Here is a 14,461-nt window from a genome sequence, read left to right on the forward strand (position 1 = left end):
CGCCCGGGCGCCCCCCCCCGGGCGCGGTCCGGCCCCCGGGGGCCCCCCCCCCGGGGGGGGGGGGGGGGCCCGCCCCCCCCCCCCCCCCGCCACGGGCGGTGACCGACGCCCGGGGCGCGTCGGCGCGGGCTCGCCGGTGCACGTGCGTCAGTACGGGTCCGTCGGCAGCGGGCTGTCGGCACGGGCCCGTCGGCAGCGGGCTGTCGGCACGGACCGTCGGTGAGGGCCAGTCGGCACGGGTCCGTCGGTGCGGGACCGTCGGTATGGCCGTAGGCACGGGGCCGTCGGTACCGGCACGGGGGCCGCGCGCCGGGGACGACGGGGCCCGACGGCTCGGGCACTGCGGCGTGCGCGGTGCCCCGCGACCATGGCAAGGCACCGCCACGGCGGCCGCGTGGCGGGACAGGGACGGTCATTCGCCCCGATCCGGTGGGCATCTGACGGTGCGTCCACTCGGACACGGCCGGGCGGGGCCGGACGGGGCAGGGGAGATGCGCTCGGGCGCCGTGCGGCCGAGGGCCCGAGTCGCAGTCGACTCCGGCCGCCCGGCCGCTCTCGCCGGCGCGGGATCAGCGACGACAGCGGTCCGCGCCGTGGGCATGAACTCCGTTGGGACAAGCGAGAGTTCACGCCGCGTCAGGCATCAGCATACGTACCGCGCGACGGCCCGACGAACGACGACCCCCTCTTGATGCGACCACGCCAACCGTTGTCTTATAGGTACAGACCAATCCCGTCCAGGGAGGGCAGAGCCGTGCGACGCGTTCCCCTTGCGTTGATGTGCGGACCGCTGTGCGGTTCGCTGCTCGTCCTGACGTCCTGCGCCTGGGGCGGGGACGATCAGAACCGGAGCGAACGGCTGCCCTCGGCGCCCCTCGGAGTCACCGCCGCGGCGGGCAGCGCCACCAGCGTGCACGTGATGTGGAACGTGGCGTCCGCCGACCCGAAGATCACCCGCTACGAGATCTATCGCGGCACCACGAAAGTCGGGGAGGTCCCCGGCGCCGAGCACATGGTGGACGTCACCAGACTCGAACCTGCCACCACGTACGTCTTCACGGTCCGGGCGCGGAACGCCGCCGGGGACGCGGGGCCGCCCAGCAGGCCGGTGCGCGCCACCACGCCGGCCCAGGCAGCGGCCGACGGCACGGCCCCCACCCGCCCCGGCGCGCCGCACGGCAAGGCGGTCGGGAGCCGGGCGGTGCAGCTGTCCTGGGAGCGGTCGACGGACGACCGGGGCGTGACCTCGTACGACGTCTACCAGGGCACCTCGAAGATCCACAGCGTCGGAGGCGGGCAGACGGCGACCGTGGTCACCGGGCTGAGGCCGGGCACGCGCTACCGCTTCACGGTGCGGGCACGCGACGCGGCGGACAACCTCTCCGCCGCCAGCGCGACGGTCCCGGTCACCACCGCGCGGGGTGCCGCGGACAACCGGGGCACGGCCCCGACGGACTTCCGCGCCGCGACGCACCGCGCGGACGGCGCCTACTACATCGACCTGTCGTGGGTCGCGCCCGAGGTGGACGGCGTGATCACGGAGTATCAGATCCACCTCGACGGGGCTCCGGTGACCTCGCTGGTGTGGGGCGGCACCCCGCCCAGCGGAAGGTCGACGTACAGCTTCTACGTGGGCCGGGAGCCCGGGGCCGCGCACCGGGTGCGGATCCGGGCGAAGCTGCCGGACGGGACCTGGGGCGGCCTGTCGGCGGAACGCTCGGTGACGACCGGCGCCACGGGCCGGGAGACGAACTGATCCACGGCCGGGAGCCGACCGGAAAGGGAACCGGGCCCTGAGAGGGGTGCGTGATAGGCAAGATCTAGGCTTGTACGCATGTCCCATAGGGAACCCAATGTCGCGACGCAACTCGATCTCTCCCTGCTGCGCACCTTCCTCGCCGTGCACAGGAGCGGATCCTTCACGGCGGCCGGGCGGCTGCTCGGCCTGTCCCAGCCGACCGTGACGACACAGATGCGGTCCCTGGAGGAGCAGCTCGGCAGGGAGCTGTTCGAGCGGCGGCCACGGGGTGTGGTGCCCACGTCGGTGGCGGACGAACTGGCCGCTCAGGTGGCGGCCCCGCTGGACGCGCTGGCGGCGGTCGCGGACCGCGGCGGCCTCGGTGCGGACCAGCCGCCGGACGCCGTCCATGTGGCGGGCCCCGCCGAACTGCTGTGCGCGAGGGCGCTGCCGGCGCTGGCACCGCTCACCCGGCAGGGCGTCCGGCTGCGGATCAGCACCGGCCTCACCGAAGAGCTCCTGGAAGGCCTGCGCGGTGGCCGCTTCGACCTGGTGATCGCGACGATCCGGCCGCGTGGACGGACCCTGACGTCCGTACCCCTGATGGACGAGGAGTTCGTGCTCGTCGCCGCCCCCGCCTGGGCCGAGCGGATCGGCCCGGAACGGGTCGCGGCGGAGGGACCCGCCGCGCTCCACGGGGTGCCCCTGGTGACCTACGCGGAGGACCTGCCCATCGCCCGCCGCTACTGGCGGCACGTCTTCGGGACACGGCTGACCGGGCAGGCCGCGATCACGGTGCCCGATCTGCGTGGCGTCCTCGCCGCGGTCGTCGCCGGCGCGGGGATCTCCGTGCTCCCCCGCTATCTGTGTCTCGACGAGCTGGCCACCGGCGCCCTGGTCCCGCTGCTGACCCCCGAGGATCCGCCGATCAACACCGGGTACCTCACCCAGCGTCCCGGTGCCTCGGACAATCCGCACGTGGCGCTCGTCCGCGAGCGGCTGCTTCAGGCCGGCCGCACCTGGTGACGACCGGCCGGGCGACGCAGCGGAACGGACGGTCCGCCCGCGTGTGAGGAGCCCCCAGCCGTCCACCGGACACGTGTGACGGCCACCGGCCGTCCACCGGACGCCGTGACGGGCCACCTGGCGTCCGCCGGACGAAGGAATTGTTCACCTGCCCGGTCCCCGCCCGCATGCGGGTCGGGCCAGGTGCACGTTGGCTCGCCCTGAGGCAGCACGGGCCTTTCCGATCATCGGCGGCGCATGGGATGTACCGCCAACCGTGCCGCTGGAGGGCAGTTCCTATGCGTACGACTCAGATACTTCTCCGTTCCGGCCTGACCTTGGCCGCCGCCGCTGCGCTTCCGTTCACCCTCGCCGCCCCGTCGGCTGTCGCGCGGGCGTCCGGGATCTCCGTGAGTACCAGCGGCAGCTCCGTCACGGTCACCACGAGTGCCTGCCCCAGCAACGGCAGCAGCTTCGGCATCTCCTCGTTGCTCTCCAGCGGGCAGGCGAACTTCGCCCAGGGGCGCCAGATGCCGCTGACCGGCACCAGCACCAGCCAGTCGGCATCCTGGTCCGGGGTGAGCCCCGGTACCTACACGGTCATCGTGGTGTGCCAGAACGGGTCGACCGCGGGCACCCAGTCCATCATCGTCTCGGCCCCCTCCACGCCCACGATCTCGGCGACGAGCTCGGCCGCACCGTCGCGCGGCGTCATGGGCGGCTTCGGCGGAGCCGTCGAGGACTACGGGACGATCACCGTCGTGGGCGGCGCCGCGCTGGTCGCCACCGGCAGTGTGGCGGCGGCCTGGTTCCTGCGCCGCCGGTCCAAGCCCCACCGCCTCTGATCCCGGGCCCCGGACCCCCGAAGCGCCGGGTTCCGATGCCGGGCCCCGGCTCACCTGCGGCCGTCCACCCGACCGGGCGGCAATACGGACGGCCGTCCACCCGACCGGATCGACGTCGCGGACGGCCGCCGGCCATCCCCTCCTGGCGCCCGCTCCGGTCTCCCGCTCGCGGGGCGACTACTTCCCCGGCGCCTCGTCACGCGCGGAGCCCGCGCGTCCCGCGTCCACCCCGGCCACACCCTCGCGTGCGGCGCCTTCGCGTGCCTGCGGTCCGGCCCCGGACGGCCGGTCGCCGAACTGCTCGAACTCCTCCAGGGCGTGGGCGAGCCACTGCGTCCAGAACGTCTCCAGATCGATCCCGGCGCGCAGTACGAGATGGCGCAGCCGGTCCTGCGTGGCGTCCTTGCCCGGCGGGAAGTCCCGCTGCTGGATCTCCTCGTACTCGGCCAACTGCCCGCGGTGCAGTTCGAGATGACGGCGCAGGTCTGCCTCGACGCCCTCGGTGCCGACGACGGCCGCGGCGCGCAGCCGCAGCAGCAGCGTGTCGCGCAGCGGCTTCGGGTCCTGGGAGGCGGCGGTCCAGCGGGCGAGCTCGGCGTGGCCCGCCGGGAGCACTTCGTAGCTCTTCTTCTGCCCTCGGGCGGGCTGTTCGGAGGGCAGCGCGCGGATGTAGCCCTCCGCCTCCAGCCTGCCCAGCTCGCGATAGATCTGCTGATGCGTCGCCGACCAGAAGTAGCCGATCGACTTGTCGAACCGCCGGGTCAGTTCGAGGCCCGACGACGGCTTCTCCAGCAGGGCGGTGAGGATCGCGTGCGGCAGTGACATGGGCCTCATCCTAGGGAGGGCCGCCGCCGGGTCGGTCCCGGGACGGCCCTCGTGCCTTCGGTGCCTACAGGGCCGCCGCCAGCTCGGTGCCCTGCTTGATCGCACGCTTGGCGTCCAGCTCTGCGGCCACGTCGGCCCCGCCGATGAGATGCACGCTGCGGCCTGCGGCGAGCAGCTCCTCGTAGAGGCCACGGCGCGGTTCCTGACCGGTGCACAGCACGATGGTGTCGACCTCCAGGACCTGGCTGTCGCCGTCGACGGTGACGTGCAGCCCGGCGTCGTCGATGCGGTCGTACCGGACGCCCGGAACCATCGTGACGCCGCGGTGCTTGAGTTCGGCGCGGTGGATCCAGCCGGTCGTCTTGCCGAGGCCGGCGCCGACCTTGGTGGTCTTGCGCTGGAGGAGGTGCACGGTACGCGGCGGGGCGGGGCGCTCCGGCGCGGTGAGGCCGCCGGCTGTCTCGTAGGACATGTCGACGCCCCAGTTGCGGAAGTACGTCTCGGGGTCCTCGCTCGCCTTGTCGCCGCTGTCGGTCAGGTACTCGGCCACGTCGAACCCGATGCCGCCGGCGCCGAGGACGGCGACGCGCTCGCCGACCGCGGCTCCGTCGCGCAGGACGTCGAGGTAGCCGACGACACTGGGGTGGTCGACGCCGGGGATCTCCGGGACGCGGGGGCTGACGCCCGTGGCGACGACGACCTCGTCGTATCCGTCCAGCCCGTCGGCGCTGACGAGGGTGTTCAACCGGACGTCCACACCGTGCAGTTCGAGCTGGTGACGGAAGTAGCGGATCGTCTCGTCGAACTCCTGCTTGCCGGGCACCTTGCGGGCCACGTTGAGCTGTCCGCCGATCTCGCGGGCGGCGTCGAAGAGGGTGACCTCGTGGCCGCGCTCGGCCGCGTTGACCGCGCAGGCGAGTCCGGCGGGCCCGGCGCCGACCACGGCGACGCGCTTGCGCAGCCGGGTGGGCGCGAGGACGAGCTCCGTCTCGTGGCAGGCACGCGGGTTGACCAGGCAGGAAGTGATCTTGCCGCTGAAGGTGTGGTCGAGGCAGGCCTGGTTGCAGCCGATGCAGGTGTTGATGGCCTCCGGCCGCCCGTCCCGCGCCTTGGCGACGAAGTCCGGGTCGGCGAGCATCGGGCGGGCGAGGGACACCATGTCGGCGTGCCCCTCGGCGAGCAACTGCTCGGCCAGTTCGGGGGTGTTGATGCGGTTGGTGGTGACCAACGGGACCGACACCGCACCCATGACCTTCTTGGTCACCCAGGCGTACGCGCCGCGCGGCACCGACGTCGCGATGGTGGGGATCCGGGCCTCGTGCCAGCCGATGCCGGTGTTGATGATCGTGGCTCCGGCGGCCTCGACCGCCTTGGCGAGCGTGATGACCTCGTCCAGCGAGGAGCCCCCGGGCACCAGGTCGAGCATCGACAGCCGGTAGATGATGATGAAGTCCTCGCCGACGGCCTCCCGCACGCGGCGGACGATCTCGACGGGGAAGCGCATCCGGTTCTCGTACGAACCGCCCCAGCGGTCCTCACGCCGGTTCGTGCCGGCGGCGATGAACTCGTTGATGAGGTAGCCCTCGGAACCCATGATCTCGACACCGTCGTACCCGGCGCGCCGGGCCAGCCGGGCGGCGCGCGCGTAGTCGTCGATGGTCTGCTCGACCTCGGCGTCGGTGAGCGCGTGCGGCGGGAACGGGCTGATCGGCGCCTGGAGGGCGCTCGGCGCGACGAGGTCCTGGTGGTAGGCGTACCGGCCGAAGTGCAGGATCTGCATCGCGATCCTGCCGCCCTCGCGATGCACCGCCGCGGTGATCTCGGCGTGCTGGTCGGCCTCCGCCTCGGTGGTCAGCTTGGCCCCGCCCTCGTACGGCCGGCCTGCGTCGTTGGGCGCGATGCCGCCGGTCACGATCAGCCCCACACCGCCGCGGGCCCGCTCGGCGTAGAACTCCGCCATCCGCTCGAAGCCGCGCTCGGCCTCCTCGAGGCCCACGTGCATGGAGCCCATGAGCACACGGTTGGGCAGGGTGGTGAAGCCCAGGTCGAGCGGGTTCAGCAGGTGCGGGTAACGGCTCATCGGGCGGCCCTCCGGAAACGGTGTGGTGCGTCTGTTGTAGAGGACGCGCCACGCCTTGTGCAACTAGTTGCACAATGAGGAGGGTCACTCGGCCGGTCCCGCTCCGGCCGTCATGGATCACTCGGCCGGGCCGCTCCGGCCGACACGAAAACGCATCGGCCGGACACGGCACCGCCCGGTCCTCAGCGCCGGAAGCCGATCACGACGTGGGCGTACATCTCCTCGCAGACGGCGAGCCGGGCTTCGAGACCGGCGCGCGCGAAGGCCTCGACGGCGGGGCGGGCCTGGCGTTCGCTCGTCTCGACCAGCAGGCAGCCGCCGGGGGCCAGCCAGGAGGAGGCGTCGTCGGCGACCCGGCGCACGAGGTCCAGCCCGTCGGCTCCCCCGTCGAGCGCGACCAGGGGTTCGTGGTCGCGGGCCTCCGAGGGCAGCAGACCGACCTCCTCGGAGGGGACGTAGGGCACGTTCGCGGCCAGGACGTCCACGCGGCCGCGCAACGCCTCGGGCAGGGCCGCGAACAGGTCGCCCTCGTGGACCCGGCCGGAGTAGGGGGCCACGTTGCGGCGGGCGCAGCGGACCGCGGCCGGGTCGATGTCGGCGGAGTGCAGTTCGGGTGCGCCGAGAGCGGCGGCCAGGGCGGCGCCCACCGCGCCCGAACCGCAGCACAGGTCGACCACGACCCGTGCGCCGGGCGCGAGGGCGACGGCCCGGTCGACGAGGAACTCGGTGCGGCGGCGCGGCACGAAGACGCCGGGCTCCACATGGACGCGCAGTCCGTGGAACCGGGCCCAGCCGACGACGTGTTCGAGGGGCAGTCCCGCGACGCGGCGGTCCACCATCACGGCGACCTCGTCGGGGGTGCGCGCCGTGGAGAGGATCAACTCCGCCTCGTCCTCGGCGAACACGCAACCGGCGGAGCGGAGCGCGGACACGACGGAGTCGACGGAATCAGGGGAGAGAGGGGGCATGAAGCCGAGAGCCTTCCGATGAGCCGAAGGGCGCTCTCGCGGTCACCTATCGACGGTGCGCCGCGCTGCCTCGAGGTGAGAGCACCCGACCTGTCACTGCGGTGATGGGTCCCACCTCCTCGGCAACTCATCGGCTGTGGCGGTCCGCAGCCGGGACCGCCACCTTACAGGACCGGTCACACGGCGACCGACTCCTCCAGCTCCTCCGCCGCCTGACCGTCGGCCGTGCCCGCCGCCGGGACGCGCTCGGGCGCGGGGCCGGCGGCCGGCGCCCGCGGCACGGCCGCACGGGCGCGGGCGCACTCGACGGCTCCGGCGACCATCGTGACGACCAGTCCGACCACCAGCCAGACGGCCAACGCGCCCACGTTGCCGGACAGACCGTCGTGGTCGAAGTAGAGGAGACTGCGGACGCCCTCGACGAATCCGGCTCCGTTCCAGAAGGCGTGCAGGGTGCCGAAGAAGCCGTTCTGGAGCTCGGGCCGGAACAGGCCGCCGGAACTGGTGAAGTTGAGCATCACGAACAGCACCATCATCGCGAGCGTGGTCCACCGTTTGAGGAAGGTGTGGAGTCCGACGCCGATGAACAGGATGCCGGCGGAGTAGAGCCAGCTCATCCCCCACACGCTCGCGAGGTCGTGGTGGGCGAGGTGGAAGACGGGCCCGGCGAGCGCCGCGCCGATGCCGCCGACGACGCCGGACACGCCCACCGCCAGCAGTGCCCGTGTCCGCATGGGCAGACCGGCACCGGCGGCGCCGAGCGCGGCGACGGAGGCGTACGAGCCGATGCTGATCGCGATCAGCAGGAAGAACAGGCCCTGGCCGGTGGGGTCGTCGTCGACCGGCGCGGCGACGTCGGTGACCTTCAGGGGCTTGCCCTGGTGCGCGGCGACGGGCGTGAAGACCTTCTCGACGGCCATGGCGCCCATGTCGGACGCGGCGGTGGCGACGACCACCTCGGGAGACTTGGCGCTCGGCACGTAGGCGCCGGTGATGTCGCGGGATTCGAGGAGGTCCACCGCCTCGGATCGGCTCGCGACGGTCCGGACGTCGAGCGCGTCCCCCGCCGTGTCCTTGACCGTCTGGGCGAAGACCTTCACTTCGGGACCGCTGCCGACGACGGCGACGGGCAGGTGGTGCGGCTCAGGTGTCACGAACGCACCCATGTAGGCCAGGCCCATGCCGAGGCACATCAGCAGGGGGGTGACCAGGTGCGTGAGCACATGGCGCAGGGCCGGGGAACGCGGACCGGTGGCCACGAGCCTCCTCTCCATTGGTTGGTATATACAACTCTCTATCAAGTTGTACTATACAACCAGAAGAGTGGAGGGAGGTGCCGTGAAGGCATCCGAGAGGTCCGATGAGACCGTTGTCACCCCCGGCACGCCTGCGGTCGACGCGGCCGTCGAGACCATCCAGCGCGAGATGACCGCCTTCGCGCGGCGGGCGCGGGCCTCGGCGGGACGCATGCACCCCGAGCTGTCCCTCGTCTCCTACACCCTGCTCGGTCACCTGGAGGAGAGCGGGGGCTGCCGCGCCACGGACCTGGCAGCGCACTACGCGCTGGACAAGTCCACCGTGAGCCGCCAGGTGGCCGTCCTGGAGCGCGACGGACTCATCGAGCGGCGGGTCGACCCCGAGGACCACCGCGTCCAGGTCCTGCACCTCACGGACGCGGGCCGCGACGTCCTCGCCCAGGTCACCCGCAGCCGGCGCGTCGCGTTCCGCGAGCGGCTCGCCGGCTGGTCCGAGGACGACCTCGAGCGCTTCGCGTCCTACCTGCTGCGCTACAACGCCGCGGCCGTCGAGCAGGCACCCCGGCCCGCCCGGCCCGCCGGGGACTGACCCCCCGACGGGCCGGGCGCGTCACGCACGTACGTCGCACCGCCCGCGCCGGCGGGTCAGCCGACCCCCACCGGCCGCTCGCCCCCCAGGTGTTCGGGCGCGCGGGCCGCCAGGAAACGCGTGGTGCGGCGCAACCGGAAGCCGAGCGACTCGTAGAGCCGGATGGCGTTGCTGTTGCCCGCCGCGGTGTGCAGGAACGGCGTCTCGCCGCGCTCGCGGATGCCGTGCGCGACCGCCAGGATCAGCCGCGTGGCGAGACCCTCGCCCCGGAATGCGGGGTCGGTGCACACCGCGCTGATCTCGGTCCAGCCCGGCGGACGGAGCCGCTCCCCCGCCATCGCGATCAGCGCCCCGTCCCGGCGGATCCCCAGATAGGTGCCCAGTTCGACGGTGCGCGGCAGGAAGGGGCCGGGCCGGGTACGGGCGACCAGGTCGAGCATCTCGGGCACGTCGGCATGACCGAGACGTACGGCTTCGGCGTCCGGTGCCGCCGCGATCCCGTCGTCGACCAGCTGGACGCCGTCGATGTTGAACGTCACCTCCCAGCCGTCCGGGATCCGCCCGGTGAAGCCCGCCAGCGGGGCTACGGCTCCGGGGCCCGCCAGTGCGGCCAGGTCCGCCCAGTCGTCGGCGTCCGGCACGTCGGGCAGCGCGAGCCACGACGACACGTCCGCGGGATAGCGCAGGACACGCCCGCGGCGCTCCGCGAGGTACGCGTGCGCCCCGGTCAGCGAGCCGAAGGCGGGGTTGTCGAGGGGGTGCGGGGCGGATGCCGGGGTGCCGCCCGGGTGCGGGAGCCCCTCGTGGTCGCCGACCGCGTGCAGCGCGGGCTCGCGGTCCTTCGGGGGGCGCGTGCTCATGCCGACACCTCGATCACGATCTTGCCGCGGGTGTGGCCTTCCTCGATGGCGCGCAGGGCCTCCCCGGCCCGGTCGAGCGGCACCGTGCGCGTGACGAAGGGCCGCAGCCGTCCCTCGACGACGGGCCGCGCCACCTCGTCGAGCACGGCGGCGGTACGGGCCCGCGCGACGGGCGCGCCGCCGAGCCGGGCGGCCGTCGCCCGGTCGGCGCCCGTGATCAGCTTCGTGCGGTCCGTCAGCAGCGTCGCCGCGGCCTCCAGGACCTCTCCCCCGACCAGGTCGAAGACGGCGTCCAAACCGTCCGGCGCCGCCGCGCGCACCCGTACGGCGAGGTCGGGCCCCGACGCCACGTGCGCGGCCCCGAGCGACTCGACCAGGTCCTTCTTGCCCTCGGCGGCGACACCGACCGCGTGCAGCCCGAAGGCGCGCGCGATCTGCAGGGCCGCCACGCCGACCCCGCCGCCCGCGCCGGTGACGAGTACGGTCGCGCCCGCGGGCAGCGCGAGCTGGCGGAGGCCGTCGTAGGCGGTCGCGGCCGCGACGGGCAGCGTCGCCGCGTCCGGGAACGACACCCCGGCCGGCTTGTGGGCCGTGACGGTGACGGGAAGCAGTGTGTATTCGGCATATCCGCCCGCCACCGGGCTGCCGAAGACCTCGTCCCCGACGGCGAACCCGGTCACGTCCGGGCCGGTCTCCAGGACGACCCCGGCGACCTCGTTGCCGAACACCACGGGCAGTTCGGGGTCGGCCTCGCCCGGGCGCCGGTACCCCGAGCGCTGCTTCCAGTCGACGGGGTTCACCCCCGCCGCGCGCACCGCGACGAGGACCTGGCCGGGCCCGGGGCTCGGGCGGTCCCGCTCCACCAGCGCCTCCGTCTCCGGGCCGACGTATCGGGTGAAGACGTACGCCTTGGGCATCTGCTCCCTCACTCTCCTTCGCTGTCACCGGTCGTGGCGGCCGGACACCGGGCGTAGTTGTACAGGTCACCGGACTCGGCTCCAGCAGCAAGGAAGATCCCGGCGCGGCTATTCCCGAGCCCGCGGAGAGTTCACGCGCCCGCAATGAACGGCGGCCCGCCATGGCCCGCAGCACCACCCACGGCCGCGTACGGTTGAATGCCTAACCATTGAGCACGTGTCCGCATCGCGCACACGTGCGTACCGATCACGCTCGACCCGCGGGCCGTCCCGGACGGCCTGGAGGCACCAGTCGCATGAATGTCACCCGAGGCTTCACCGGACGCCCGCGCGTCCACAACGCCGGGCTGCCGCCCGGCCAGTACGACGCGGGCGACGACTGGCCCGTACTCTCCGCCGAGGTCACCCCGGACCTGTCCCCCGCCGACTGGAGCTTCCGGATCGACGGCCTGGTGTCCGAGCCGCGCTCGTGGAGCTGGGACGAGGCGCACGCGCTGCCGTCCTCGGCGTACGAGGGCGACATCCACTGCGTGACGAGCTGGTCCAAGTTCGGGGTGCGCTTCGGCGGTGTGTCCCTGGACGCGTTCCTGGCGGCCGTGCGCCCGGACCCGGCCGCCACCCACGCGGTCGCGTACGCGCACACCGGGTACACCGCGAACCTTCCGCTCGCCGACCTCACCGGCCGCCGCGCCTGGATCGTCTGGGAGTACGAGGGGCGGCCGCTCCCGGCCGAGCACGGCGGGCCCGCGCGGCTGATCGTGCCGCACCTGTACTTCTGGAAGAGCGCCAAGTGGATCGCGGGGCTGCGGATCCTCGACCACGACGAGCCGGGCTTCTGGGAGCAGAACGGCTATCACGCACGCGGAAACCCCTGGGAAGAGCAGCGCTACTCCGGTGACTGAGACGACGACCGTGCCCTTCGTGCCCCCGACGCGCTTCGCCGTGCCCGGCCGCATCGCCGTGAGCGAGAGCGCCGCGGCGGCGTGGCAGACGGCCACACTGACCGAGATCCGCCGGGAGACGGCGCACGCCTCCACGTTCCGGTTCGCCGTGCCGCGCTGGGCGGGGCACCTGCCGGGACAGCATCTGCTGCTGCGCCTGACGGCCGGGGACGGGTACGTGGCACAGCGCCACTACTCCCTCGCGTCACCGCCCGACGACGACGGCCACATCGAGCTGACCCTCGATCACGTCGACGGCGGGGAGGTCTCCGGCTGGTTCCACACCGTGGCCGCACCCGGCGCCCGGGTGGAGGTCCGAGGCCCGCTGAGCGGCTTCTTCGCCTGGCCCGGCGACCGGCCCGCGCTGCTGATCGGCGCCGGTTCGGGCGTCGTCCCTCTGATGTCGATGCTGCGGCACCACCGTGCGCGCGGGCTCGACGTACCGCTGCGGCTGCTCGTCTCCGCGCGCGGTCCCGAAGAGCTCATCTACGCGGACGAGTTCGGCGCCGAGACCACGCCCGTCTTCACGCGCCGCGCGCCGGCGGGCGTACCGGTGGGCCGGATGACGGCCGCGCATGTGGCCCCGCTCATCGAAGAACAGCCACCCGGTGGCTGGGAGGCCTACGTGTGCGGCTCCAACGCCTTCGCGGAGCACGCCTCGCGGCTGCTGGTGGAGGCGGGCCAGCCGGTGGACCGCATCCGCATCGAGCGGTTCGGCTGAGGCCGGGCGGCTCGTCCTTGACGGGCGGTTCGGCGGAGGCCGGGCGTAGGCCCTTTGCGGGCGGTTCGGCGGAGGCCGGGCGTAGGCCCTGTGCGGGCGGTTCGACAGGGGCAGCCGCGCCTGGATCGAGCCGTTCGGCCGAGCCCGCCCGCGTGACGCCGGGCGGCGCGCGGCAGGACCTGGCGGCCCCCTGACGGCACACGTACGGTGTGATCATCCGCACCTTCGATGCCAAAGGTGGTCCTCCATGGCCCTGTTCGACCTCCCTCTCGACGAACTCCGCGGTTATCGCAGCGCGTCCACCGAGCCCGAGGACTTCGACGCCTTCTGGGCCAAGACACTCCAGGAGACCCGCGAGCACGATCTCGCCGCCCGGTTCGAACCGTTCGCGACCCCCCTGAAGACCGTCGACACCTACGACGTCACGTTCGCCGGCTTCGGCGGGCACCCGGTCAAGGGCTGGCTGACGGTGCCCGCCGGAGCGGACACGCCGCTGCCCACGGTCGTCGAGTACATCGGGTACGGCGGCGGACGCGGACTCGCGCACACCCATCTGCTGTGGGCCTCGGCGGGCTTCGCGCACTTCGTGATGGACACGCGCGGCCAGGCCAGTGCGTGGGGCGGCGGCGAGACCCCGGACCCGGTGGGCAGCGCCCCCTCGTTCCCGGGCTTCATGACGCGCGGGGTCGAGGACGCCGAGACCTACTACTACCGGCGGCTGTTCACGGACGCGGTGCGCGCCGTGGAGGCGGCACGCTCCCACCCGCTGGTCGACGCGGCCCGCACCGCGGCCCTCGGCGGAAGTCAGGGCGGCGGCATCACCATCGCGGTGGGCGGTCTGGTGCCGGATCTGGCCGCGATCGCGCCCGACGTGCCGTTCCTGTGCGACTTCCCGCGCGCCACCGTGCTCACCGACCGCGCCCCCTACCGCGAGATCGGTAACTACCTGAAGACCCACCGTGGCCGCACCGATCAGGTGCTGCGCACGCTCTCGTACTTCGACGGCGTGCACTTCGCCGCGCGCGGGCGGGCGCCGGCCCTGTTCTCGGCGGCGCTGGAGGACCAGACCTGCCCGCCGTCGACGGTGTTCGCGGCGTACAACGCCTGGGCGCACGAGGAGAAGGAGATCGAGGTGTACGACTTCAACGACCACGAGGGCGGCGGACCCTACCAGCAGGCGGCCCAGTTGCAGTGGCTGCCCGCGCACGTCTGAGGGCCGCGATGGACACGGCGCGGGCGGCGCGGCACTTCGTCCGGGTGTGGGAGCGGGCCTGGGCGGACCACGACGTCGAAGCGATCACGGAGTTGTACGCGGCGGACTGCGTCCACCGGTCGATGCCCTTCCGTGAACCGCACCGGGGGCGGGACGAACTCGCCGCGTATGTGCGGTGGTCCTTCGCGGCCGAGCGCACGATCGACGTTCGGTTCTCCGAACCGGTCGTCGGGCAGGACGGTCTCGCGGTGGCCGAGTTCCGCGTCCTCGCCGAGGAGGACGGGCAGCCGACGACGCTGGCGGGCTGCGTCTTCGCACGCTTCGACGCGGACGGGCTGGCCGTGGAGACACGTGACTACTGGCACACGCTGGAAGGCCATCAGGAACCGGCCGGTTCGCGCTTCCTGACCTAGATGAGTAGTTCCGATGTGGCTCAGTGGTCGTAGGCGATCAGTGACCTGGTGATGGGTGCGCCGATGGTGCGGTTGTGCCAGATCGCGCAG

At 73.1% G+C, this 14,461-nt stretch carries 14 protein-coding genes; 8 read left to right on the plus strand and 6 right to left on the minus strand.

What is annotated here, in order from left to right; genetic code table 11:
* Positions 1–754: 754 nt before the first annotated feature.
* The 3 genes from ACZ4IF_RS30595 to ACZ4IF_RS30605 all read left to right on the plus strand — a co-directional run bounded on the left by ACZ4IF_RS30595 (position 755) and on the right by ACZ4IF_RS30605 (position 3,588).
* The gene (locus ACZ4IF_RS30595) at positions 755–1,756 is read left to right on the plus strand and encodes a fibronectin type III domain-containing protein (protein ID WP_467568535.1); all 1,002 of its coding nucleotides are present in this window, start codon (positions 755–757) and stop codon (positions 1,754–1,756) included.
* Positions 1,757–1,834: 78 nt separating this feature from the next.
* Positions 1,835–2,764 carry a LysR family transcriptional regulator gene (locus ACZ4IF_RS30600; RefSeq protein ID WP_467568537.1) on the plus strand — a complete coding sequence of 310 codons (930 nt, stop codon included), beginning with the start codon at positions 1,835–1,837 and terminating at the stop codon, positions 2,762–2,764.
* A gap of 278 nt (positions 2,765–3,042) precedes the next feature.
* Positions 3,043–3,588, plus strand: coding sequence for a hypothetical protein (locus tag ACZ4IF_RS30605; RefSeq protein ID WP_359490578.1), 546 nt, complete (start codon positions 3,043–3,045; stop codon positions 3,586–3,588).
* Positions 3,589–3,765: 177 nt separating this feature from the next.
* On the opposite strand, the gene ACZ4IF_RS30610 is transcribed toward ACZ4IF_RS30605, so the two are convergent.
* The 4 genes from ACZ4IF_RS30610 to ACZ4IF_RS30625 form a co-directional block, all read right to left on the minus strand.
* Positions 3,766–4,413, minus strand: coding sequence for a PadR family transcriptional regulator (locus ACZ4IF_RS30610; protein ID WP_467568540.1), 648 nt, complete (start codon positions 4,411–4,413; stop codon positions 3,766–3,768).
* A 64-nt stretch (positions 4,414–4,477) separates the two neighbouring features.
* Positions 4,478–6,493 carry an FAD-dependent oxidoreductase gene (locus tag ACZ4IF_RS30615; protein WP_467568542.1) on the minus strand — a complete coding sequence of 672 codons (2,016 nt, stop codon included), beginning with the start codon at positions 6,491–6,493 and terminating at the stop codon, positions 4,478–4,480.
* A gap of 182 nt (positions 6,494–6,675) precedes the next feature.
* Positions 6,676–7,461, minus strand: coding sequence for a putative protein N(5)-glutamine methyltransferase (locus ACZ4IF_RS30620; RefSeq protein ID WP_467568544.1), 786 nt, complete (start codon positions 7,459–7,461; stop codon positions 6,676–6,678).
* A gap of 176 nt (positions 7,462–7,637) precedes the next feature.
* A complete protein-coding gene (locus ACZ4IF_RS30625) occupies positions 7,638–8,735 on the minus strand; it encodes a hypothetical protein (protein ID WP_467568547.1) in 1,098 nt (365 codons plus the stop codon).
* A gap of 151 nt (positions 8,736–8,886) precedes the next feature.
* Between ACZ4IF_RS30625 and ACZ4IF_RS30630 the strand changes: the two genes are divergently transcribed.
* Complete coding sequence (locus ACZ4IF_RS30630) at positions 8,887–9,306, plus strand: MarR family winged helix-turn-helix transcriptional regulator (RefSeq protein WP_467568583.1); 420 nt, start codon at positions 8,887–8,889, stop codon at positions 9,304–9,306.
* Between the two features lie 56 nt (positions 9,307–9,362).
* Here the strand turns inward: ACZ4IF_RS30630 and ACZ4IF_RS30635 are convergent, their stop codons facing one another.
* Positions 9,363–10,166 carry a GNAT family N-acetyltransferase gene (locus ACZ4IF_RS30635; protein ID WP_467568549.1) on the minus strand — a complete coding sequence of 268 codons (804 nt, stop codon included), beginning with the start codon at positions 10,164–10,166 and terminating at the stop codon, positions 9,363–9,365.
* Positions 10,163–11,083 (minus strand): NADP-dependent oxidoreductase, encoded by a 921-nt coding sequence (locus ACZ4IF_RS30640; protein WP_467568585.1) that lies wholly within the window; start codon positions 11,081–11,083, stop codon positions 10,163–10,165. The genes ACZ4IF_RS30635 and ACZ4IF_RS30640 overlap by 4 nt, the downstream gene beginning before the upstream one ends.
* A 296-nt stretch (positions 11,084–11,379) precedes the next feature.
* Between ACZ4IF_RS30640 and ACZ4IF_RS30645 the strand changes: the two genes are divergently transcribed.
* The 4 genes from ACZ4IF_RS30645 to ACZ4IF_RS30660 all read left to right on the plus strand — a co-directional run bounded on the left by ACZ4IF_RS30645 (position 11,380) and on the right by ACZ4IF_RS30660 (position 14,371).
* Positions 11,380–11,985 carry a sulfite oxidase-like oxidoreductase gene (locus tag ACZ4IF_RS30645; protein ID WP_467568551.1) on the plus strand — a complete coding sequence of 202 codons (606 nt, stop codon included), beginning with the start codon at positions 11,380–11,382 and terminating at the stop codon, positions 11,983–11,985.
* On the plus strand, positions 11,978–12,745 hold the full coding sequence (locus ACZ4IF_RS30650) for a ferredoxin reductase (protein ID WP_467568553.1): 768 nt from the start codon (positions 11,978–11,980) through the stop codon (positions 12,743–12,745). The genes ACZ4IF_RS30645 and ACZ4IF_RS30650 overlap by 8 nt, the downstream gene beginning before the upstream one ends.
* Positions 12,746–12,992: 247 nt before the next feature.
* Complete coding sequence (locus ACZ4IF_RS30655) at positions 12,993–13,958, plus strand: acetylxylan esterase (protein ID WP_467568555.1); 966 nt, start codon at positions 12,993–12,995, stop codon at positions 13,956–13,958.
* An 8-nt stretch (positions 13,959–13,966) separates the two neighbouring features.
* Positions 13,967–14,371: a nuclear transport factor 2 family protein gene (locus ACZ4IF_RS30660; RefSeq protein WP_467568557.1), complete on the plus strand. Its 405-nt coding sequence runs from the start codon at positions 13,967–13,969 to the stop codon at positions 14,369–14,371.
* The last annotated feature ends 90 nt before the right edge of the window (positions 14,372–14,461 follow it).

It is taken from the genome of Streptomyces sp. NPDC025784, assembly GCF_055558435.1.